20 protein-coding genes and 1 pseudogene are annotated in these 20,576 nt (G+C 73.6%); 8 read left to right on the forward strand and 13 right to left on the reverse strand.

Going from position 1 to position 20,576, the window contains the following annotated elements:
• Window positions 1-68: 68 nt before the first annotated feature.
• Window positions 69-974, forward strand: coding sequence for an NAD(P)-dependent oxidoreductase (locus tag A949_RS33825; RefSeq protein WP_019357516.1), 906 nt, complete (start codon window positions 69-71; stop codon window positions 972-974).
• A 180-nt stretch (window positions 975-1,154) separates the two neighbouring features.
• On the opposite strand, the gene A949_RS0118515 is transcribed toward A949_RS33825, so the two are convergent.
• The 3 genes from A949_RS0118515 to A949_RS0118525 form a co-directional block, all read right to left on the reverse strand.
• Window positions 1,155-1,400, reverse strand: a complete 246-nt coding sequence (locus tag A949_RS0118515) for a hypothetical protein (RefSeq protein WP_019357517.1) — start codon at window positions 1,398-1,400, stop codon at window positions 1,155-1,157.
• Window positions 1,401-1,880: 480 nt separating this feature from the next.
• Window positions 1,881-3,077, reverse strand: coding sequence for a cytochrome P450 family protein (locus tag A949_RS0118520; RefSeq protein ID WP_078565466.1), 1,197 nt, complete (start codon window positions 3,075-3,077; stop codon window positions 1,881-1,883).
• 139 nt (window positions 3,078-3,216) lie between these two features.
• Window positions 3,217-3,660, reverse strand: a complete 444-nt coding sequence (locus A949_RS0118525; protein WP_019357519.1) for an Lrp/AsnC family transcriptional regulator — start codon at window positions 3,658-3,660, stop codon at window positions 3,217-3,219.
• Window positions 3,661-3,755: 95 nt separating this feature from the next.
• On the opposite strand from A949_RS0118525, the gene A949_RS0118530 reads away from it, so the two are divergent.
• The 3 genes from A949_RS0118530 to A949_RS0118545 all read left to right on the forward strand — a co-directional run bounded on the left by A949_RS0118530 (window position 3,756) and on the right by A949_RS0118545 (window position 7,033).
• A complete protein-coding gene (locus A949_RS0118530) occupies window positions 3,756-4,715 on the forward strand; it encodes an SMP-30/gluconolactonase/LRE family protein (protein WP_019357520.1) in 960 nt (319 codons plus the stop codon).
• 462 nt (window positions 4,716-5,177) lie between these two features.
• Window positions 5,178-5,801, forward strand: a complete 624-nt coding sequence (locus A949_RS33830) for an alpha/beta hydrolase (protein WP_037706824.1) — start codon at window positions 5,178-5,180, stop codon at window positions 5,799-5,801.
• Between the two features lie 281 nt (window positions 5,802-6,082).
• Entirely contained in the window at window positions 6,083-7,033 is a 951-nt protein-coding gene (locus tag A949_RS0118545) for an aldo/keto reductase (RefSeq protein WP_237735853.1), read from the forward strand.
• 150 nt (window positions 7,034-7,183) lie between these two features.
• Here the strand turns inward: A949_RS0118545 and A949_RS0118550 are convergent, their stop codons facing one another.
• From A949_RS0118550 to A949_RS0118565, 4 genes are all read right to left on the reverse strand, one after another.
• On the reverse strand, window positions 7,184-7,849 hold the full coding sequence (locus A949_RS0118550; protein ID WP_432069326.1) for a chitinase: 666 nt from the start codon (window positions 7,847-7,849) through the stop codon (window positions 7,184-7,186).
• Between the two features lie 296 nt (window positions 7,850-8,145).
• Window positions 8,146-9,201, reverse strand: a complete 1,056-nt coding sequence (locus A949_RS0118555; protein ID WP_019357524.1) for a type II toxin-antitoxin system prevent-host-death family antitoxin — start codon at window positions 9,199-9,201, stop codon at window positions 8,146-8,148.
• A 42-nt stretch (window positions 9,202-9,243) separates the two neighbouring features.
• Window positions 9,244-9,861 (reverse strand): TOPRIM nucleotidyl transferase/hydrolase domain-containing protein, encoded by a 618-nt coding sequence (locus A949_RS0118560; protein WP_019357525.1) that lies wholly within the window; start codon window positions 9,859-9,861, stop codon window positions 9,244-9,246.
• A 244-nt stretch (window positions 9,862-10,105) separates the two neighbouring features.
• On the reverse strand, window positions 10,106-10,711 hold the full coding sequence (locus tag A949_RS0118565; protein WP_019357526.1) for a helix-turn-helix domain-containing protein: 606 nt from the start codon (window positions 10,709-10,711) through the stop codon (window positions 10,106-10,108).
• Between the two features lie 87 nt (window positions 10,712-10,798).
• Between A949_RS0118565 and A949_RS0118570 the strand changes: the two genes are divergently transcribed.
• The 3 genes and pseudogenes from A949_RS0118570 to A949_RS0118580 form a co-directional block, all read left to right on the forward strand.
• Window positions 10,799-11,422 (forward strand): SAM-dependent methyltransferase, encoded by a 624-nt coding sequence (locus A949_RS0118570; RefSeq protein WP_019357527.1) that lies wholly within the window; start codon window positions 10,799-10,801, stop codon window positions 11,420-11,422.
• Between the two features lie 27 nt (window positions 11,423-11,449).
• Window positions 11,450-11,941: a DinB family protein gene (locus A949_RS0118575; protein WP_019357528.1), complete on the forward strand. Its 492-nt coding sequence runs from the start codon at window positions 11,450-11,452 to the stop codon at window positions 11,939-11,941.
• A gap of 75 nt (window positions 11,942-12,016) precedes the next feature.
• Window positions 12,017-12,184: pseudogene (locus tag A949_RS0118580) on the forward strand (translocation protein TolB); the annotation flags it as partial.
• A 94-nt stretch (window positions 12,185-12,278) separates the two neighbouring features.
• Here A949_RS0118580 and A949_RS0118585 read toward each other — a convergent pair.
• Window positions 12,279-12,743, reverse strand: coding sequence for a GNAT family N-acetyltransferase (locus A949_RS0118585; RefSeq protein WP_026004801.1), 465 nt, complete (start codon window positions 12,741-12,743; stop codon window positions 12,279-12,281).
• A gap of 286 nt (window positions 12,744-13,029) precedes the next feature.
• Between A949_RS0118585 and A949_RS0118590 the strand changes: the two genes are divergently transcribed.
• Window positions 13,030-14,019: a hypothetical protein gene (locus A949_RS0118590; protein ID WP_019357530.1), complete on the forward strand. Its 990-nt coding sequence runs from the start codon at window positions 13,030-13,032 to the stop codon at window positions 14,017-14,019.
• 120 nt (window positions 14,020-14,139) lie between these two features.
• On the opposite strand, the gene A949_RS0118595 is transcribed toward A949_RS0118590, so the two are convergent.
• The 5 genes from A949_RS0118595 to A949_RS0118615 all read right to left on the reverse strand — a co-directional run bounded on the left by A949_RS0118595 (window position 14,140) and on the right by A949_RS0118615 (window position 20,393).
• Window positions 14,140-14,787, reverse strand: coding sequence for a DUF5825 family protein (locus A949_RS0118595; RefSeq protein ID WP_019357531.1), 648 nt, complete (start codon window positions 14,785-14,787; stop codon window positions 14,140-14,142).
• 61 nt (window positions 14,788-14,848) lie between these two features.
• Window positions 14,849-16,813: a RiPP maturation radical SAM C-methyltransferase gene (locus A949_RS0118600; RefSeq protein ID WP_019357532.1), complete on the reverse strand. Its 1,965-nt coding sequence runs from the start codon at window positions 16,811-16,813 to the stop codon at window positions 14,849-14,851.
• A 144-nt stretch (window positions 16,814-16,957) separates the two neighbouring features.
• Window positions 16,958-17,083, reverse strand: coding sequence for a hypothetical protein (locus A949_RS39535; RefSeq protein ID WP_019357533.1), 126 nt, complete (start codon window positions 17,081-17,083; stop codon window positions 16,958-16,960).
• Complete coding sequence (locus A949_RS33835; RefSeq protein WP_019357534.1) at window positions 17,080-19,107, reverse strand: S9 family peptidase; 2,028 nt, start codon at window positions 19,105-19,107, stop codon at window positions 17,080-17,082. The genes A949_RS39535 and A949_RS33835 overlap by 4 nt, the downstream gene beginning before the upstream one ends.
• Complete coding sequence (locus tag A949_RS0118615; RefSeq protein WP_019357535.1) at window positions 19,104-20,393, reverse strand: MFS transporter; 1,290 nt, start codon at window positions 20,391-20,393, stop codon at window positions 19,104-19,106. Before A949_RS0118615 ends, A949_RS33835 begins: the two co-directional genes overlap by 4 nt.
• Between the last annotated feature and the right edge of the window lie 183 nt (window positions 20,394-20,576).

Genomic DNA, 20,576 nt, shown 5'->3' on the forward strand with positions numbered 1-20,576 from the left:
CGTACGGTAAACGTCCACGATGAATTGATACATCAAATTGATACGACAACTTCGACTCGGGAGTGAAGATGAACCAACCGGTAGCGATCCTCGGGACCGGCGACTCGGGCTCGGCCATGGCCAGGCGACTGCTCCAAACGGGCTTCCCGGTCCGCGTCTGGAACCGGACCACGTCACGGGCCCGACCGCTCGCCGACGACGGGGCTCTGATCTGCGCGACCGCAGCCGAGGCGGTGCGCTCCACCCGAGTCGTCGTGGTGACCGTCTTCGACACTCAGGCGGTACTCGACGTCCTGCGGCACATCGCTCCGGCCCTCGAGCCGGACACCGTCGTCGTGCAGAGCGCGACCGTGGGGGGCGAGATCACCGAAGTGATCGAAACGGCCTCTCGTCTCGACGTGCCGATTCTCGACGCCCCCTTCCTCGGCAACCCGGGGCCGGCCGCACGCGGGGAACTCACGCTGATGGTGGCCGGTACGCGACCGCACAAGGTCGCGGCGACACCCGTACTGGAAGCCCTCGCGTCCCACGTCGTGGACGTCGACGACCGCCCCGGTAGGGCCAGCCTGCTGAAGCTGGTGTGCAACGCCTGGCTCTTCGGGATGAACGCGATGGCTGCGCAGTCGGCGGTGCTGGCCGAGGCCTTCGGACTGGACCCGTCGCTGTTCATCCGCGCTGTCACCGGCACCCACGCGGACAGTGCCTACCTGCACTACCGCTCCGCTCAGCTGACCGGACGGAGCGAGGAGGCTCTGAGTCCCGTCCGCGCCGCCGTCAAGGACCTGAGGCACCTCCGCGCCGCCTCGGCGTCCGTGGGAGTGCCCGACGCGTTGCTCAGCACGATCCAGGAAATCTACGACCGGGCCGGAGCCGCAGGGCTCGGCGACCGGGACCTGGCATCGATCCGGGACGTTCTCGCCCCGGTCGGTGAAACCCGACGAGTTCACGTGGATCACTCGCCGTCCGGCGAGTGACACCGGGCCCTGCACCGCCGGTGACCCGCCGAAGCGCGCGGAACCGCCGGACGTCCCGCAGCTCTGCGCATTGCCTGCTTCGCCCTCCACCGCTCCCTCGTCCGCGAGCGCGGACACGACCGCCCACGCCGACGGACTGCGGCGGCGGCAGTGCGGCGTGAACGCTTCCTGCGTCGGCGCCTACTCGGTGGGGGAGGGAGGTGGGGTCGGCCGTCGGAAGCGGGCGAGGGCTGCGGCGTGGGCTGTGGCCTGTCCCCGTTGGGTGGCGGCGGTGGTGTCCGCGATGTGCAGCAGCCGGCTGCTGACGACGGCCAAGGCCTGGAAGATCGCACACCGCGCTGTGCTGGGGTGGCTCTGGTGCCAGCTGATGCGCGCCAACTCCTGTCCGTACGCATTCGCGCTCGGCGCGTGCTCCGTGCCGTTCATGTCGTTGCCTCCTGCCGGTGGAGTATCACGCTGATGTCGGTGAAGTCCGGCGCGTATGTCAGCCGGTGACCCGGTCCACCCGAGCACGGCCCGCGCCTGGTGCTGCTCGCCGGTGAGTTTGTGGCGGCGTTGGCGGGTGCTGTTCACCGCGCGGTCCCGCTCGGCGGCACGGTGGGTGAAGCCGACGTCCAGTGGACCGTATTCGGACCGACGAACGCGCATCTGCACGCTCTGAGCATCGAAATACTGGCGGGGCAAGGCGAACAGGGCTGCGCCTCGCCGACGCGGTCGACGTCAGCGTGCTGCCCGGCCGCGAGCGCCCGCTTACGTTCACCCTGGAACCGGCACGCTGCTACGACCTGCGCCGCGCCGCACCGGCCGCGCCGGTGCACCTCTTGGACCTGGAACGGCTGAGCCCCGCCTCCGGCGCCGCGCGAGGCCCGGGCCCACGCCCTTCGGTGCCCGCCCGGTGAGCCGCCGTCACACCAGGACCGGCAGTGCGGCCAGGCCGCGGACCAGCCGGGTCGGGCGCCACTCCAGCTCCGCCGGGTCCACGGCCGGCCGGATGTCCGGGAACCGGGTCAGCACCATCCGCAGCGCGACCTCCCCCTCCAGCCGGGCGAGCGGCGCCCCCAGGCACCGGTGGATTCCGTGACCGAAGGCGAGATGCCCGGAGGCGTCCCGGGCGAGGTCCAGCCGGTCGGGCGAGGGATAGCGGCCGGGGTCCCGGTTGGCGGTACCGATCGCCACCTGCACCGGGCACCCCGGCGGCAGGTCGGTGCCGCCGAGTGTGCTGGGCTGTGTCGTGAACCGGAAGGTGGCCGTGCTCACGGGGGAGCTGTGCCGCAGCAGTTCGTCGAGCACGTCACGTACCCGGTGCGGGGCACGGCGCAGCAGTGCGAGTTCGGCGGGGTGCTGCAGCAGGGCGAGGAGCGAACTGCCGATGAAGTGGGTGGTCGTCTCGTGCCCGGCGACGAGCAGCAGCACGCCGAGGGACACCAGTTCCTCCTCGCTCAGCCGGTCCGCGCCGTCCCGGGCCGCGATCAGCCGGTCCAGGAGTCCGTCCCCGCTCCGGATCCGCTTCTCGGCGACGAGTCCTGCCATGTAGTCGGCCAGCGTGTGCGAGGCCGCGTCGATCACCTCGGGCCGGCCTGCCGCGAACAGGTCGGCGGACCAGCGCCGCACGTCCGCCCGGTCGCTCGCGGGCACTCCCAGCAGCTCGCAGATGACCGCGACGGGCAGCGGCATGGCCAACTCCTCGACCGCGTCGACCGGCCCGGGGGAGTGCCACCGCCGCAGCAGCGCCGCGGTGACCTGTTCGACGAACGGGCGCAGCGCCGCGACGGCGCCGGTGGTGAAGGCGCCGGTGACCAGCTTCCGCAGCCGGCTGTGCCGCGGGGGATCGCTGGCCAGCATGCTCCGGGTCACGGCGGGGTGCAGGCGGCGCCGTGCGGGCGCGTTCGCGAAGAAGGCGGCGGTGTCCTTCGACAGCCGCGGGTCGCCGAGCGCCTGCCGGGCCTCGGTGTACCCGGTGACGAGATGGCCGGTGCGCCCCGCCGGACCGCTCCGCACCGCGCGCACCGGCTCGTCGCGCCGCGGCGAACCGCCCTGCCCGTGCGTCTCCTGGCGGCTGGATGCGGACTCCTGCACGGTGCCGACCTCCCGACCCCTGGGCATGCCGCCGCTGTCGCGGCGGGTGAGGTGCGCCGCGCGGACCGCGAACGCCCCGACAGACTACGGGCCCCCGCCGCCTCGCCCGGCGTCCGCGGCCCCCGGCACGTCGGGACGCGGGAGCCGGAGACGCCGCGCGGAGGGCTCACGCGTCCTTCACCGGGACCGGCCGCTCGAAGAACGTCTCCAGGACGACGGTGGCCTGGGTCCCGCTGACCCCCTCGATCGCGTACAGCCGCCGCAGTACGTCCTGCAGTTGCCCGGTGGTCGAGGTGCGCACCTTCACCAGCACCGAGGCGCTGCCGGCGATGACATGGGCCTCCTGGATCTCGGGCAGCGCGGCAAGAGCGGGTGCGGAGTCGCCCATCCAGGCCGTGGAGTCGAGCATGACGTAGGCCAGTACGTCTCCACCCACCGCGGCCGGATCCACCTCGACGGTGGTCCGCCGGATCACGCCGCGTTCGCGCAGCTTCCGCACCCGTTCGTGGGTGGCGCCGGGGGACAGGCCGACCGCCTCGCCGAGGGCGGCATAGGACTCCGTGGCGTCCTGCTGGAGCCGGGTCAGCAGGGCGCGGTCGATATGATCCACAACTCTCCCGTTCGACAAAATCCTGTGCTAGCAATACATCATACTGCTGATGTCGGCGAGTATTGAATGAGATTCGGACGCGAGAGGGTGTTTCCATGACTGCCGAACGACGGCTCCCGCTCCACGAGTGCTTCGACGACCGCTTCCGCTCCGGGCGCTGCACGGTCGGTGACGAGAGACTGGAGGTGCTGCACACCGGGTGCCGCTGGGCCGAAGGCCCGGTGTACCTGCCCGCCTGGCGGCAACTGCTCTGGAGTGACATCCCGAACGACAGGATGCTCCGCTGGGACGAGGAGAGCGGCGCCGTCAGCGTCTTCCGCCGCGAGGCCGGCCACACCAACGGCAACACCCTCGACCGGCAGGGCCGCCTGATCACCTGCGAGCAGGGGAACCGCCGGGTGACACGGACCGAGCACGACGGCACCCGCACGGTGCTGGCCGACCGCTGGCAGGGCAAGCGGCTCAACAGCCCCAACGACGCAGCGGTGACCTCGGACGGCGCGATCTGGTTCTCCGACCCGGACTTCGGCATCACCAGCGACTACGAGGGGCACCGGGCGGAGAGCGAGATCGGCGCGAACAACGTCTACCGGATCGACCCCGCGACCGGGCGGGTGACGGTGGCGGCGGACGGATTCGGAGCCCCCAACGGCCTGGTGTTCTCGGCGGACGAACGGCAGTTGTTCGTCTCCGACACCCGCGCCGGATGCATCCGGGTCTTCCCGGTGCGCGAGGACGGAACGCTGGGCGAGGGTGCGGTGTTCGCGGATGCCGCGGAGCGGCCCGAGGCCCGTTTCGACAACCTCCGCTTCGACGCCGACGGCCGGCTGTGGGCGGCGGCGATGAACGACGGTGTGCACTGCTACGACCCGGACGGCACGCTGATCGGCCGGCTCGACGTACCGGAGCCGGTCGCCAACATCGCCTGGGGCGGCGCCAAACGCAACCGCCTCTTCATCACCGCCACGACCTCGCTGTACTCGCTGGTGACCGGAGTGACGGGCACACACCCGACCGGCCCCGGCCGGCGTCCGGCAGCCGTCACCCTGCCGTAGCCCTGAGGCCTGCCCCGAGACCGGCGGCGGGAGGCGCTCCGTCCGGCCGGCCGCGGAGGCCCCGACCCGCGGCGGGACCCGGGCGTTGCCCGGTCGCGGGGCGAGCGGACCGCCGGCCGGGCCCGACCGGGTCGGTGCGGGCAGATCCGTACATGCCCTCGTCGCGGGGCGGCGCAGCGGCTCGGCTTCGGCCTACGCCGCGCAGAACTCGTTGCCTTCGGGGTCCCGGAGCACCCGCCAGTGGCCGGCGGGCCCCTGGCCGCGCGGGCCCACCCATCCGCGGACGCTCCGGCTCCGAAGTGGAAGACGAGCCCGCAGACGGGCGAACCGCGTTGGCGGCGGTGCCCGGCCCGGCAGGAACCGGCCGCCGGTGGACCGGATCGGCCCGTCCTGCGAACCTGGCTGCCCGCCCAGTTCGAGGAGTGCCCGGTGCAAGACCCCGCTTCCGCAGTGTCGCTGGCCATGCCGGCTGCCGTACCGCAGGCCGCGGTCCTGGTCCTGCACGGAGGCCGCGCCGACGGGTTGGAAGCCCCGCCGCCGTGGAACCTGCCCGGCGCCCGGATGCGGCCCTTCGTGCGGATGATCGGACGGGCGACCGCCGGGCAGGGTGTGGTGCTCGGCACGGTCCGCTATCGCCACCGGGGCTGGAACGGTGACCGTCAGGACGCGGCGCGGGACGCCCGGCAGGCCCTCTCGGAGCTGGCGGACCGGGTGGGTGAGGTTCCCGTCGTGCTGCTCGGGCACTCGATGGGCGGCCGGGCCGCACTGCGGGTGGCAGGACATCCGAGTGTGCGGGGCGTTGTCGGCCTCGCACCCTGGTGCCCCCCGGGGGAGCCGGTGGCGCACCTCGCCGGCTCGCGCGTCGCCTTGGTGCACGGCGACCGCGACCGGACGACGGATCCGCGTGCTTCGGAGGAGTTCGTACGGCGGGCCCGCGCCGGGGGAGCGGAGGCCCGCATGATTCCGGTGCCCGGCGGGGACCACGCGATGCTCCGCCGGCCGGGCTTCTGGCACCGTCTCACCACCCGCCTGGTCACCGGGCTGCTCGATCCGACGGCACGGCCGCCGCGTGCCGCCGCTCGGTAGACCGCGGCTGCCGCAGAGGGTGCAGGGCTCGGCAGAGGACGGGCGGCCGCCCCTTCGTGCCGCTTCGCGCGCGCGGGGGAGCCGCAGTCGGTGCCGGTGCGCCCGGAGTCCCGCCGCTGCGCACCCGCCGCGGCGCGACCGACCGGGACCGCTTTCACCCGGCGGGTGCCGGGCGCGGTCGGCTCGTCGGTGCCGGAACCCGGAGAGCGGCTGCTGCTCGGTGCGCTTCCGCACGGACACGAGCCCGGTTCGGCCGGGAGTTCGGCTGGTACGTTGCGTGGGTGACGACAGCTGAAGACGACCACGCCCTGCTGTACGGCTGTATGGGCCTCGGCGGCACCGGGGAGGCGGAGGCCGGCGGCGTGGCGGAGATCGGGGCCGCCGAAGCCGCTGTCGAGGCAGCCCTCGACGCCGGGATCACCGTTTTCGACCATGCCGACATCTACCGCGGCGGCAGGGCCGAGGCCGTCTTCGGCGAAGTTCTCGGCCGTGCGGCGGGGTTGCGCGAGCGCATCGTGCTGCAGACGAAGTGCGGCATACGGCTGCCCGACGGGGACCGCCCCGGCCACTACGACCTGCGCGGTGCACAGATCCGCCACCGGGTCGAGGAGAGCCTCACCCGGCTGCGTACCGACGTTCTCGACGTCCTTCTGCTGCACCGCCCCGATCCCCTCGCGGACCCGGCGGACGTGGCCGAGGCGTTGACCGCGCTGCACCGCGAGGGGCTGGTCCGCCGCTTCGGGGTGTCCAACATGAGCGCCGGCCAGATCGCCGCGCTGCAGGGGCACCTGGAGCTGCCGCTGGCGGTCGACCAGTTGGAGATGAGTCTGGAGCGGCGGGACTGGCTCGAGGCGGGCGTCCTCGTCAACACCCCGGCGGCCGCGGGAAACGGATTCCCGCTGGGGACCGTGGAGTACTGCCGCAGCAACGGCATACGCCTCCAGGCGTGGGGCGCCCTGGCCCAGGGCCGGTACACCGGGCGGCAGGAGACACCGGAGCAGCACCGCACCGCTGCGCTGCTGACGGACCTGGCGGCTGGCAAGGGGACGACTCCCGAGACGGTTCTGCTGTGGTGGCTGCAACGCCACCCGGCCCGGATAGCCCCCGTCGTGGGAACCACCAGTCCCGAACGCATCCGTGCGTGCAAGGACGCGGCGGGGCAGACGCCGCGCCTCACACACGAGGAGTGGTACGCGCTGTGGATCAGCGCGCGCGGACGTCCGCTGCCCTGAGATCGTCCGGAGGCCGGGGGCCGGCGGCGTGTCCGAGCCGTTCCCGGGGCCGCGCCGGAGCAGCCCGGGCCGGCTGTGGCCGACCCGGGCTCCGTCCATGCCTCGCGCTGTGTCTGCCGTCCTCCGCCCGGACGGCGGAGCACGCGGGAGTCAGCAGCTCAGGTTGTCACCCGCGGGAACTCCCAGGACCCCGGTGAACTGCCGGTACTTGTCGATCCGGCTCTGGACCTGGCCGGGGTTCCCGCCGTCGCACTCCAGGCTCCCGTTGATCGCCCGGATCGTCTCGCCGAAGCCCGCGCCGTCGACCATGGCGCGGTGCGGTGTCATGTTCCCGGGACCGGACTGGGTGTTCCAGTACCACAGAGCGGTCTTCCAGGAGACCGCCGCGTCCCGCTCCACCTGATAGGGGTCGTTGAGCAGGTCGATCCCCAGCGCGTCGCCCGCGGCCTTGTAGTTGAAGTTCCAGCTGAGCTGGATGGGGCCGCGGCCGTAGTAGGCGGCCTGCCCGGCGGGGCAGCCGTACGGCTGCCCCGCGTCGCAGTAGTGGGGGTAGTTGCTCTCGTTCTGCTCGACGATGTGGACGAGGCCGCCGGTCTCGTGGCTGACGTTGGCCAGGAACGCCGCGGCCTCCTGCCGCTTGACCGTGTCGCTGCCGGTGTTGGCGAACCCCGGGTAGGCGTCCAGGGCGGCGGTGAGGCCGCTGTAGGTGTAGAAGGAGTTCCGGTTCGGGAACATCTGGTTGAACTGTGCTTCGCTGACGACGAACTCCGCTGCCGCACTCTTGCGGGCCGGGGCGGCCTGGGAAGTCGTGGGCATGACAAACCACAAGGCGCATCCGACCGTCAGTGCGGTCAGCAGTGCCATGACGCGTCGCTTCGACACTGTGCTCTCCTCGCATGTAGGGGGTGAGGAAAACTCAACTGCATTGGTCTGTACCAAGTCAAGATGCGGGATCGAGTGCGTCGCGGAGGCCGCCGGTACGGCGCGGCGACGGTCGCGCGCGGCGACGCTCCGTGCCGAGAGGCGTGCTCCGGCCGTACGCGGAGGCCGGCGCGACACGCTCGCTGCCGGCCCGCGAGCGGTACGGCCGGCCGGTGAGCCGCCGCCCGGCCTCAGCCGCGGGCCCGGGCGGGGCGGGCGCAGCGCACCTGTCCGGACACGAGGGCCTCCCGGGGGAGGGAGAGGCCGAAGGCCCGCTCCAACCCGGCGAAGAACAGGGACATTCCGTCTGTGTAATCGGTCTGCTCCTCGGCCCGTCGGATGTGCGGGTTGAGGAAGCCCAGCGGCGCGTCGGGTGCGAAGGGCGTCCTGCCCGGCGTGTACCAGATGAGCTCGTACATGTCGTGCCGCCCGTCCTCGGCGGGCTCCAGCGGGAACGGATTCTGGTGCACCCCGTCCCTGGCGTAGTCGAACTGGTAGAGGCCCTTCGCCATGGTCGCGGTCAGCGTGATCCGCTGCGAGGCCGGCGGGTCGAGAACGGGGGAGAGGGCCCCGCCGAAGTCGTGGTGGCCCAGCCATGTCCACCCGTCCGCCTCGCCGAAGGCCAGTACGTCGAGGAAGTCGTCGCCGCCTTCGCGGTCGCTCCGCTCCCGCACCTGGTGCAGCAGCAGCCCGTCGGCGACATCCTGGGCATCGGCCCCGTAGCCGAGCGCGACCGCCTCGGGCGTCGGACCCTCGAGGAACTCCAGCACGGTGAAGGGCTCCTGCTCCCGCCATGAGCCGGCGATCCATGCGATGCCGTCCCCAGTCGGGCGCCGGCGGGCGAGGAACTCCTCGAAAGCCGCGGCCTGCTTCGGGCCCATGGAACCCTGGCGGCCGGTGCGTGCCTTCTCCTCCAGCCACGCGAGCTCCTCCACGGAGCGCAGCTCGGCCACCACCAGGTGATCCCGCGCGAACGTCATCCTCACCGCGTCGCTGTGCGGGTACCGCACGTACGGCCCCTGCCGCTGCGGACCGGCGGGAGTCGGGCGGATCGTGCCGGACCACGGCCGCGGTCCACCGCGGACCCGCTGCCCGAAGTGCTCCAGCTCCGCCAGCTCGGCCGACGGCAGCAGCACACCTCTCGGCGCCCCGCCCTCGGTCACCTCCACGCGCGCGCCGCTCTGCTCGACACGCCTGATCAGGTGGGCGAAATCGGCCGTGAGATCGCCCAGTTCAATGCTGTTCATACGCCGGGACCCTACCGGTGCCCGCGTTGCCCGAAGCCTTGGTCACAGCCCGGCCAGCAGGTCCTCGAGCGGAGCCGGCACCCGGTCGGGGGCGAGTGCCTCGACGAGGACGCGGCCGTAATGGATCTTGCGGCCCTTCCTGGTGCCGAGGAAGCGCCGCAACTGCTGCTGCGGAGTGCGGCCCTGCTGCGCAGGCTGGCGCAGGAAGGTCCGCAGGGCGCGCTCGTCGCCCTCTGCCCGGACGAGTTCCGCGACCCGGGCCGTGCCCAGCGCGCGGATGAGCTCGTCCTCCAGATCCGCGGCGCAGACGAAGAACTCCTGCGGTGCCGCACCCGCGCGCTCCCACCCGCGCGCGTAGTGGCGCCGCTCGGCCTCGTCGCACAGCCCGGTCAGCCGCAGGCCCAGGCCGGGCGGCCCGAGAACGGAGGTGAAGCGGCCCACGCTCATCGCACCGCCCATCGGCAGGACGCAGACTCCCTCGGCGGCCAGGTCCCGGCCACGCCCCGCGGCCAGCGCGTCGACCGCCGCCAGGTCGCTGGCTCCTTCCAGGAGGACCGCGGTCCGCACGGACAGCCGCGCGGCCAGCTCGCGGGCGGTGTCACCGGCACCACCGGCCGCCCAGGCGGTCACCGCCTCCCGGAACGCCCCGATGTCAGTCATACGGCGAGTCTCCGCCACCTGCCGCCTCCGCGGCAGGCAATTTCCGCTCGGGGCGGCTCGGAGTCCCCGTGGCCGGCCGGCTCCGCCAGGGCGACCGGGCATTCCGGACACAGGGCGGTCGGCCTGCTCCGGCCGCGGTCCCGGCCGGCTTGGCAGCAGGCCGCGTCGCCCCCGTCGCGCCGCACCGCCCGGGCGGGCGGCGGCACGGCCGACGCAAACCGGCGGCACGGCCGATCCACCCGGCTCACCGCTCGCGTTCGCTCCGGGCGGGCCGAGGGGCGTCCGCTCGTGTGTGGGCACGCAGCCCCTGCAGGTCGAACAGAATGAGCAGTTCGACCGTGCCGCCGTCGGCGCTGCCGAGCCAGTGGGGCCGGGCCGTGTCGAACTCCGCCGCCTCGCCCGGCGCCAGCGTCAGGTCGCGTTCGCCCAGCAGCAGCCGGAGCCGGCCGTCGAGCACATACAGCCACTCGAAACCCTCGTGCGTCTGCGGAGTGGGCTCGAGGGGCTCAGCCCGGGCGGGAATGATCATCTTGAACGCGTGCGTGCCACCCGGCCGCCTGGACAGCGGTACGAGGACCATCCCGAACCGGTGGACCGGCTTCAGATGGATGCGGGGGTCGCCCGTGCGAGGCGCGCCGACCAGATCGTCCAGCGGTACGTCGTAGGCGCGGGTCAGCGGAAGCAGCAGCTCCAGGGTCGCCCGGCGCCGTCCGCTCTCCAGTCGCGACAACGTGCTCTCCGAGACTCCGGTCGCCGCCGCGAGCTCGGCGAGAGTCAGGCCGCGCCGCCGGCGCAGCGCGCGCAGCCGCGGCCCCACGGCGTCGAGCACGTCCTCCTGCGCGGGATCCACGGGGCCATCTTGCCAGACCGGCAAGTTTCCGTGCCGATCGCGCTGAGCGGCGCGAACCTTGCCTGCGTACCGACAGAAGGAGGCTCCATGAACACCCAAGCGGTCGAGTTCTGGGACGGCGTCTACGAGGCCCGTGCCGTCCCCACCGACCCCAGCCCGAACGTGCGTCTCACCGAGACGGTCACCGGCCTGGCGCCCGGCGACGTGCTGGACCTCGGCTGCGGGGACGGCGGTGACGCGCTGTGGCTCGCCCGCCAGGGGTGGCGGGTGACCGCGCTCGACATCTCGGCTGTGGCCGTCCGCCGGCTCGCCGGTCTCGCCCACGCGCAGGGTCTCGCCGACCGGATCACCGCCGAGCGGCACGATCTGGGCGACCCCCTCCCACCCGGCCGGTTCGACCTGATCTGCGCCCACTACCTGCACACCCCTCTCGGCCTGGACCGGGACGCCGTCCTGCGCGCGGCAGCGCACGCGCTGCGCCCCGGTGGACAGCTGCTGATCGTCGACCACGGCTCCACCGCTCCGTGGTCGTGGAACCAGGACCCCGGCCTGCACTACCCGGCCCCGCGCGAGGTCGCCGCCGGCATCGGCCTGGATCCGGAGCTCTGGCCACTGGAGCGGGCCGAAGTGCTGCACCGGACGGCCACCGGCCCCGGCGGACGGACCGCCCAGGTCACCGACCACCTCCTGCTCATCCGCCGCACCGCCTGAACCGGCGCCGCACGAAGGAGATCACCCATGCCCACCGGCTCCCGCCGCCGCGACACCCCACCGCCCCGCACCGGACCCGCAGAGGCCGAGGTGCTGCGCGGATTCCTCGACCACCTCCGCGACGCGGTCGCCGCGAAGGTCGAGGGCGCGCCCGAACCTCAGGTCCGGACAGCGCAGGTACCTTCCGGGACGAATCTGCTCGGCCTGCTCAACCACCTCGTCCTCGTCGAGAGCGCGACGTTTCTCGGCGACCGGGTGGCCGACTGGCAGTCGACCTTCCGCGCTTCGCCGCAGGACAGCGTGGCAGACGTGGTCGCCCGCTACCGGGCCGTGACGGTACGGGCGAACGCCGTCCTCGACGAGTGCCCCGACCTGAGCGCTCCGGTTCCCCGGCCCCGCCCGGGCAGCCCGGCACCCAGTCTGCGCTGGGCGCTCACCCATCTGATCGAGGAGACCGGCCGCCACGCCGGCCACGCGGACATCCTCCGCGAACTGATCGACGGCTCGACCGGACGCTGACCCCCGGACCCTCCCGGACCCGGCCCGCCCCGGCCGGAAGTGGCGGGGCGGCGACCCGGGCCGCCGTCCCGCCGGACAGCGGCGCCCTTCCTCCGCGTCGAGGGCCAGGGCGGGTCCGAGATCACCGGTCCGGCGTTCTCCCCCGACGGGAAGCGGTGGTACTTCTCCAGCCGGCGCGGTGTCGGAGGCCGTTCGTCCGACGGGATCACCTACGAGGTGTCAGGACCCTTCCGGGGGCGCTGAGCGGAGCCCGGCACCGGGGCCGGGCGGGCCGGGCTGCGCGGGGGCCGGAAGCGCTGTGCGTGACCGCTCCGCACGCGCGGCGGCCGGGGGCGCGTCAGCCGACCGCGCGTCGGAAGACCTGCCGCGAACCGCCCTCCGGCCCGGGTTCGGCCACCTCGGCGGGGGTGAAGCCGAGCCGCTCGTAGAAGATCCGGGCCCCACTGGCGACGGCGCCCGGATGGTCGGCACCGAACGTCACCACGTCGATGCTGCCCGGGCCCCGCACGAACCGGCGCACGGCCTCCGCCACCAGCTCGCGGCCCACGCCCGTCCCGCGAGCCGCCTCCGAGACGACCAGCCAGTCGACGTGGTACTCCGGGTGCGTCGGGGCGAACAGCAGGCCGCCGAGGACGTCCGCCTGCGCGGAAACGGACAGCAGCGCCGTGGACCGGTGGATGTGCTCCTCCAGCGCGCGGTGGAAGCCGGGCTCCCGGACCATCGGCCCGAACCAGTGCTCCACTTCCGCCGCCAGCCTCAACAGGTCGGGGAGGTCCGTCCTCCGTGCGGGTCTCACACACACCCGCCCAGTCTCGCAGAAGCCGGCCGCGCCCCGCGGTTGTGCCCCCGGGCTGCCCGCGCCGCACCCGGTACCGGCCCATCCGTGCCCGGGAGGGCGCTGAGTCGGACCATCCGCGGGTGGCGGGCACCGGCACCGGCGACGGAACGCGCTCATTGGTTACCCGCAGGTAATATGGCGTACGCTCTTCCGGGCGCGGGCGCTGGGCCCGCGTCGTCCGCCCCGGCAGACAGCGCGCCGAAACGCCCGCGGCCCGGGCGGTCCGCAGCAGAAGGAAGGACCGGACTTCATGGCCGTCGCGCGTCGGCTCCGCGGAATACTGCTCCCGCTCGCTCTGGCCGCCGGAGCAATCCTCGTGGGGGCCGGGAACGCTCCCGCCCAGGAGCCCGCCTCCCAGGGCACATCGTCCGCCGCTGCACAGCAGCGTCCCACCTGGGCCATCGCCCACCGGGTCCTCACCACGGGCGGGGTGACAGCGTCCCTCCGGCAGGGGGCCAACGCGCTGGAGATCGACGCCACCGCCTGGCGGGACGGCTGGTGGGCGGACCACGACGGCACCCTCACCAGCTACGGCGACTCCATGGCCGCCATGTTCGACCAGGTGGCGCAGGAGCACCGGGCAGGGCGCCAGGTCTCGTTCGTCTGGCTGGACATCAAGAACCCCGACTGGTGCGAGAGCGGCGATCCCGAGTGGCGCCACTGCTCCGTGGCCGCGCTGCGGGACCTGGCCCGCAGCAAACTGGAGAGCCGGGGCATCCGGGTGCTCTACGGGTTCTACGGAAGCGAGGGCGGCGCCGGCTGGCAGGACGCCGTCGGCGACCTGAACGCCAAGGAGGCCATCAGCTACAGCGGCGACTACGCCGAGGTGCGGGACGGCTTCGCCGAGCACGGAGCGGCCGTGTCGAGCAACCAGCGCATCATGGACAAGGGGCTGTTCAGCATGGCGCTGGACTTCGGCAGCATCCAGGAGGAGCTGCGGGCCGGCGGCGCGGCCCGGGACCGCGGTGAACTCGCCCGCACCGTCGGCTGGACCGTGGGAACCGGCGACCGGGAGCGCACGGCCACGCTGCTGGACTCCTCCGGCCCGGGTGCCGCGGTGGACGCGCTGATCTACGGCAACCGCATGTCGTGCTACCCCGACGGCGTCAGCGGTCCGGACGGCTGCGGAACGGACGACAGCGGCGTGCGCACCGCGCTGTCCTACATCAGGGACTATGTGCGCGCGCACCCCGGCACCCGCCGGATGGCCACCCCGCAGGACATCCCCTTCGGCAGCTGACCTCCCGCAGTGCCCCGCGCCGGAGCGCGTCCGATCCGGCCCCCGCCGCCGGACGCGCCCCGGCAGCCCGCCGCGGATGTCCTCGGCGGCGCCGTGCGGCGGGCGCCCGCACGGGAGCGTTCAGATGGCCATCGCCTCCTGGATCCAGCGCCGCACCCGGTAGGGCAGCCACCAGACCATCTCACCGACATCCCCCACCAGCTGCTCGGACCTGAAGTCCTCGAGGATCGCCGCCGGCACCGCCGCGGCGGGCGCCCCGTCCGCCAGCAGCGCGATGGCCTCCTGGTAGTCGGGTTCGTCCACGGTGAAGCGGTGGAGTTCGCCCCACCGCCGGTCCCTGATCTGCACGAATCCCGGCCCCTGCCGCCAGAGGCACTTGCACAGGTAGTGCTCCTCGCGCCAGGTGCGCAGCGTCTGTTCCGGGTCGGGCGGACCGGAGAGGACGAGCGGCGGCTGGAGGTGGTTGAGCGGCCGCCACACGTCGGGTCCGGACGCGAGGCGCAGCTCCCATTCGACGTACACGGCGTGCGCCGTCAACTCCCGTACCAGGCACAGCCTGCGTACCGTGCGGGCCGCGTCCGCGGCGTCCGAGTTCGCGGCGGGGCGCAGGTCGGTGGTGCCGGTCAGCCGGACCCGCCGGGCCCCGGAGCGCCACAGCCGTGCCGCGGCCTCGGAGGGCGGACCGGCCGCCTCCACCTCGCCCAGTGACATGCCGGTCAGACCGGCGGCCTCGAGTTCGTAGTCGCGCCAGGCGGTGACGGTGTCCATGGAGCTCCTCGGTACCGGGTGCGTGCGGATGAGGGTGCGGATGCGGCCGGGCGGGCCCGCGTCAGGGGACCGGGAGGGCGGGGCGCTCTCCCGGATCCTGCGCGGCCGCCGGTTCGGTGGCGGCCGCAGTGCTGCGCATGAACTCCAGCCGCAGCAGGTCCTCGTTGACGGCGGCCGGGGCGAGCTGCACGTACTGCCCTGCGTCGGTGAACACCACGCCCCACTCGAGCCAGCGCTCCAGTAGCTCCCGTATCGCCGGCTCGTCGGCGGCGCCCTCCTGCGGCGGGCCCTCCGCGCCCTCCGACGCGAGCTGACCGGCGACCTTCCGTGCGAGTGCGGCGGGGTGGTGCGGCTGGTCCAGCAGCCGGAAGGCGGCCAGCTCCACCGGCGCTGTCAGCTCCCGCACCCGCCAGTCGAACTTCCGGCGGCGGCTGACCAGCACGATCCGGTCGCCGAGGTCGGTGTGGGTGAGCCTGCTGGCCGGGTACGCCTCGTGCCACGCCTTGATGCCGTCGTTGAGCCGGCCCGCTGTCTCCTCGCCGATCCCGCGCTCCGGTGCCTCGAACACGTAGGCAAGATCGTAGAGTTCGGACTCCGGCAGGTCGTAGGTGAAGCGGTAGTGCACGTCCGGGCGCAGTTTTTCGTAGCCCAGCTCGGGACGGTTGAAGTAGGGGCTGAAGCGCTCGATGGCGATACGGGCCGAGAGGTCGACCGGCGGCATCAGATGCTCCAGCGCCGGGAGCTGTTCGATCACCGGGGTGTAGTCCTCGTCGCGTTCGTGCGGAAAGCCGTGCAGGTAGTTCCAGGAGACGGCCAGGCCGGTCTCGGCGCCGTCGCGCAGCATCCGCACGTTCTGGCAGCCGCTCACCCCCTTGTCCATCAGGTCCAGCACCCGGCTGTTGAGGCTCTCGATGCCCGGCTGGACGTAGATCATCCCCGCGTCGGCGAGCGTCTGGAGCTGGGAGCGGCGCATGTTCGCCTTGATCTCTATGTGCAGCCGCAGATCGTATCCGCTGTCCACGATGCGGGGCAGCACCGTGCGCACGTACCCCATGTCCAGGATGTTGTCGACGACGTACATGTCCAGCACCCGGTGCTTGCGGGCGAGTTCCATGATCTCGTCGTAGAACCGCTCCGGTGCCTTGCTGCGGAACTCCATGAAGGTGCCGTTGAGCCCGCAGAACGTGCAGTGGTGCTTCTCGCCCCACCAGCAGCCCCGGGCGCCCTCCACCACCAGTTTGGGCTCCACCCAGTGCCGGGCCGCGGAGGCGGCGAGCCGCTCGAAGTACCCGGAGTAGTCCGGCGAGGTGATCGCGGCGGGCGGAAGCGGCGAGGTGGCCATCGGATTGGCCACCGAGGTGCCCTCGGCGTCCCGCCAGCACAGGCCCGGTATCGCACGGGGGCTCCCCGAATCGTCGAGAGCGGCGAGCAGCCGTGGGAAGGCGGCCTCCCCCTCGCCGCGCACCACGTAGTCGACGAACGGGAAATTGCGGTGGGCCGCGTGCCCCTGTTCGGCGTCGCAGTTGGCACCGCCCAGCACCGTCGTGATGTGCGGTGCGAGCCGCTTGACGTACTTGGCGGCCGCCAGCGCCGCGGTGTTCTGCTGGAACGTCGAGCAGAATCCCACCACGTCGGGCTCCCGCGCCACGATCTCGCGGGCGGTGCGCTCCACGAACTCCGGTGCGAGGCGGTGCAGCTCGTGGCTCATGCGCATCCGGGAGGCGGACAGCTTGCCGCGCAGCGCAGCGGTGAACTCCTCGGTGCGCCACTCCGGATCGTCGTAGAGCGCCGAGGAGAACACCCAGTCGCCGCAGCCGAGGAAGTAGGAGGAGAGCGCGTAGTACTCGTAGTCGCCTTTGCCGAACTCGGTGCGCTCGGTGATCCAGTCGGTGTACTCGAGGTTGGCGTGGTACACCTCCGCGCTGGTGGCGGGCCGGTTCTCGACCGCGCTGCGTTTGAGGATGCCCAGCGCGAGCGAGGGCACGTCGATGGGGGACCAGGGCATGTTGACCAGCAGCACGCGCATGGGCGGACTCCTCGGAACGGCCGCAGTCGGGCGGGACCGGGCGGTGACGGTGGGGAACGGCGGCAGGGCGGCCCGGGGACCGGCCCCGCGGCTGCCGGGGTGGATCCCGGTCCGGCGCCCAGGGCACCGGACCGGGACGCCGGGTCAGATCTCCTCGGTCTCCTCCGCGTTGCGGATCGGAACCGTGATCGTGATGCTGACGCCGGGCTTGCGGTTCTCCTCGTCGTCCTCGAGCGGGTTGTTGTGGATGACGTCCTTCTGCATGGTCATCGCCTCCCTTCGGAGTGTCGGCGGACGGCGCCGGAGGGGTCCGGGGCACCGGCCTGCTGGGCCCCGCGCCGGTCGGAGCGGGGAGCTGCGGAGGTCGTGCGCGCGCCCAGGTGGAGGTGCAGGAACTCCAGGGCACGGCGCAGCGTGGCGACATGGTCGGCGCCGCGGTAGCCGTCGTGGCCGGACTCCAGCCACAGCGACTCGTGCGGTGCTCCCGCGGCGCGCAGCGCCGCCAGGTAGTCGGCGATCTGCTGCGGCGGGCACTTGGCGTCCCGGGCGGCGGCGACCACCAGGACGGGTGCGGTGACGCGGGCCGCGTGAGTGACCGGGGAGCTTCGCGCGTAGCGCTCCGGCACCTCCTGCGGCGTGCCGCCGAACAGCCGCTCGTCCAGGGCGCGCAGGGCGGGCAGACCGGTGCGGTGCGCCGCGGCGAAATCCGCGATGGGCTTGACGGCGACGCCCGCCTGCCACAGCCCGGGCCGCACCCCGAGGGCCAGCAGTGCCAGCGCTCCGCCCCACGAGGTGCCCCAGAGGCCGACGGCGCCCTCCCGGGCCAGGCCGCGGGCCAGCAGATCGGCCCGTACCGCCACCAGGTCGTCGACCTGCGTGAGACCGACCCCGGCGCCGAAGGCGGCCCGCCAGCGCGGCCCGTAGCCGGTGGAGCCGCGGTAGTTCACCCGGGCCGCACCGAGTCCGGAGGCCACCAGCGAGTGCACGGTGCCGTCGTAGGCGTCCCGGTCGTGGTCGGCGGGGCCGCCGTGCAGCAGGAACACCAGGGGCGGAGGCTCCGGACCACTGCGCTCCGGGAGACTGAGCAGGGTGTGCACCGGGCCGTCGGGGCCGGGTGTCCACAGCTCGCTGTGCACGCCGGGCACCCGCTCCGGCAGGGTGCCGAGCACCGGCGGATGTGCCCGGGCCGGGCCCGCCGCCGTGGTGCACAGCCGCGGCGGGGTGGCGCTGTCCGTCCATACGTAGTGGATTCCTCCGCCGTGGCGCGGGGCGGCGTCCGGGATGCTGCCGGGCGGGGTGGCCGTCGTGCGCAGGGTGCGCCGGTCCAGGTCGGCGGTGTGCAGCAGGCTGCGTCCGTGCCGGTCCTGCCGGACCAGGACCTTGCGTGCGTCGGGGTACCAGACGGCGTCGATCTCGGTGTCGAAGGCGCACCAGGCGTGTTCGCGGAGTCCGTGCCGGGCGTCCCAGGTGGCGAGCCGGTACCGGTCGGAGTGCTCGGTGACCAGCAGGAGTTCGGCCGGTTCCGTCGCCGGCGCGAAGCCGCGCGCCCAGACCCGGGCCGCGGCTGTTGCCCGCGCCTCCTTCTTCGTCCCCGTCTCCTGGGGCGTGGGCGCGGCGGCGCCTCGGCCGCCGGCGGCCAGGTGCGGCAGGTCGCCGCCCCCGAACCTGGCGACGGTGCGTCCGTCGGGGGTCAGCAGGGTCACCGCGCCGACGTCGTGCGGCGGTCCGGCCACGGCCAGCAGTGCGCCGTCGGGGGAGAGCCCGGCCAGCCGCCACGGGCCCGCGGCCCGGTGGACCTCGCGGGCCGGGCCGCCCCGGCGTCCGAGCCACACGGTCAGCCCGGCGGGGCTGCCGACGCCCGCGGCGACCTGCCCTGCGGCGTTCATCGCCAGCCCGCGCGGGGTGCCCGCGGGCGCCGGCGGCAGGCCCGCCGTGTCCGGGCCACCGTCGAAGTCCTGGACCTGCCAGACGCCGCGTCCCTCCAGGTCCTCGTCGAACCACCACACGGCCCCGTCCCGGTCCAGGGCGCCGTGCAGGGTCCCGTGCGGCCGGTCGGTGACCTGGCGGGTGCGTCCGGTGGCGGCGTCGTGCGCGAACACCTCGCAGCGTCCCCCGGCGTCGGCGGTCAGGACCATCCGGTCCGGGTCCGCCGGGCAGACCTCCGGGATGACGGGGCGGTAGACGCGGTAGCCGCGTTCCTTCTCCGCCGCGCCGGACCCGGTGCCGGCCGCACGCGTGCCGCCGGACCGGGTGCCGGGTCCGGGTACGTCGGCTTCCGTTCCGCCGCGCGTCATACGGTCTCCTTCCGCAGTACCGCGGGGGCACGCGCCGTGCACCACAGGGAGAGCAGGACCAGGGCCGCGCAGCAGCACAGCGCGGTGCGGCCGGTGCCCCCGGTTCCGGCGAGTCCGCCCGCGGCCAGTGGCCCCGCGGCGGCCGCCAGTCCGGTGGCGGTCGCGAGCACCGTCCCGGTGCGGGACTGCAGCTGCTGCGGGGTCACCTCGAGCGCGCGGGACTGCAGGACGACGGCCGCGGCCGGGAGCAGCAGCGAGATCGCGCCGAACAGCAGCGCGTACGCCCAGATCCGGGTGGTCAGCGCGAGTCCGAGGGTGGGAGCCACCATCAGCCAGGACACGATGATCACCAGACGGGCACCCGGCAGCGCGCGGGCCAGCCGGGGCGCGAGCAGCGCGCCGGCCAGCCCGGCGGCGCCGGCCACCGCGAGCACCGCACCGACCGGCCCGCCGCCCGCACCCGAGTCCCGCAGGGTGAAGATCGTGCCGTAGGAGAGGGCTGCCAGCAGCAGGCTCATCGCGGTCGACCAGAGCACGACGAAGCGCAGGAACGGCTCCCGGCGCACGAACCCCGCTCCCGCTCCGAGTTCCCGCAGGAAGCTCCGGCCGGCCGCGGCGAGCCCGGCCCCGGACACGGTGGGGGAGCCGGACTCGGCCGGGCCGTCCCGGCGCGGGCGCAGGTCGGCGCGCATCGCCGCCACGCAGAGCGCGGAGGCCAGATAGGAGAGGGCGTCGGCGAGGAACGGCAGCCAGCGGCCGAGCTGGAAGAGGGCGCCGCCGAGGGCCGGTCCCACCACGAGCCCGGCCTGCTCACCGGCCTGCAGCCGGGAGACGGCCCGGGGGTAGCGGTCGGGCGGCACGAGAACCGCCACCGTGCCGGCCGACGCCGCCTCCTGGCAGGAGGTCGCGGTCCGCTCCACGACCACCGCGGCGCAGAGCTGCCACAGCGGTGGATCGCCGGCCAGGGCGCCGACGGCGACCCAGGTCATCGCCCCGGCCGAGACCAGGGCGGCGGAGACCAGCACCCTCTTGCGCGCGCCGTGGTCGGCGAGGACGGCGGCGAACGGCGCCGCGAGGATGCCGCAGCCGGCGGACACACCGGCCACCGTGCCGACGACGGCGGGTGAGGTGCCGAGGGCCAGCAGCAGCAGCGGAAGAGCCAGACCGGAGGTCTGGGTGCCGAGCGCGTCCGCGGTGTTGGCCCACCAGAAGCGGCGGAAGTCCCCGTCCGCCGCGGCGCCCGGAGCAGTCGCCCGCCATCCGGGGCGGGCGGTGTCCGGGCTCAACGCGCCGTGGGCGTGCGCCGATCCGGCGAGGGAGATGCGGAAGGTGCGGGAGGGTGGAGTAAGCAGCCTCTGCCGTGGTGCGCCATGGAACGTTCCCCCGGTTCACGAGCCGAAATCGCGTGAAGGTTTCGTGCCTTTCCCGTGCGCACCCTGAGAAATATCAGCCGCTGTCAAGGTTGCGCA

Origin of the sequence: Streptomyces sp. AA1529 (assembly GCF_000280905.1) — a bacterium.
Taxonomy (GTDB): domain Bacteria; phylum Actinomycetota; class Actinomycetes; order Streptomycetales; family Streptomycetaceae; genus Streptomyces.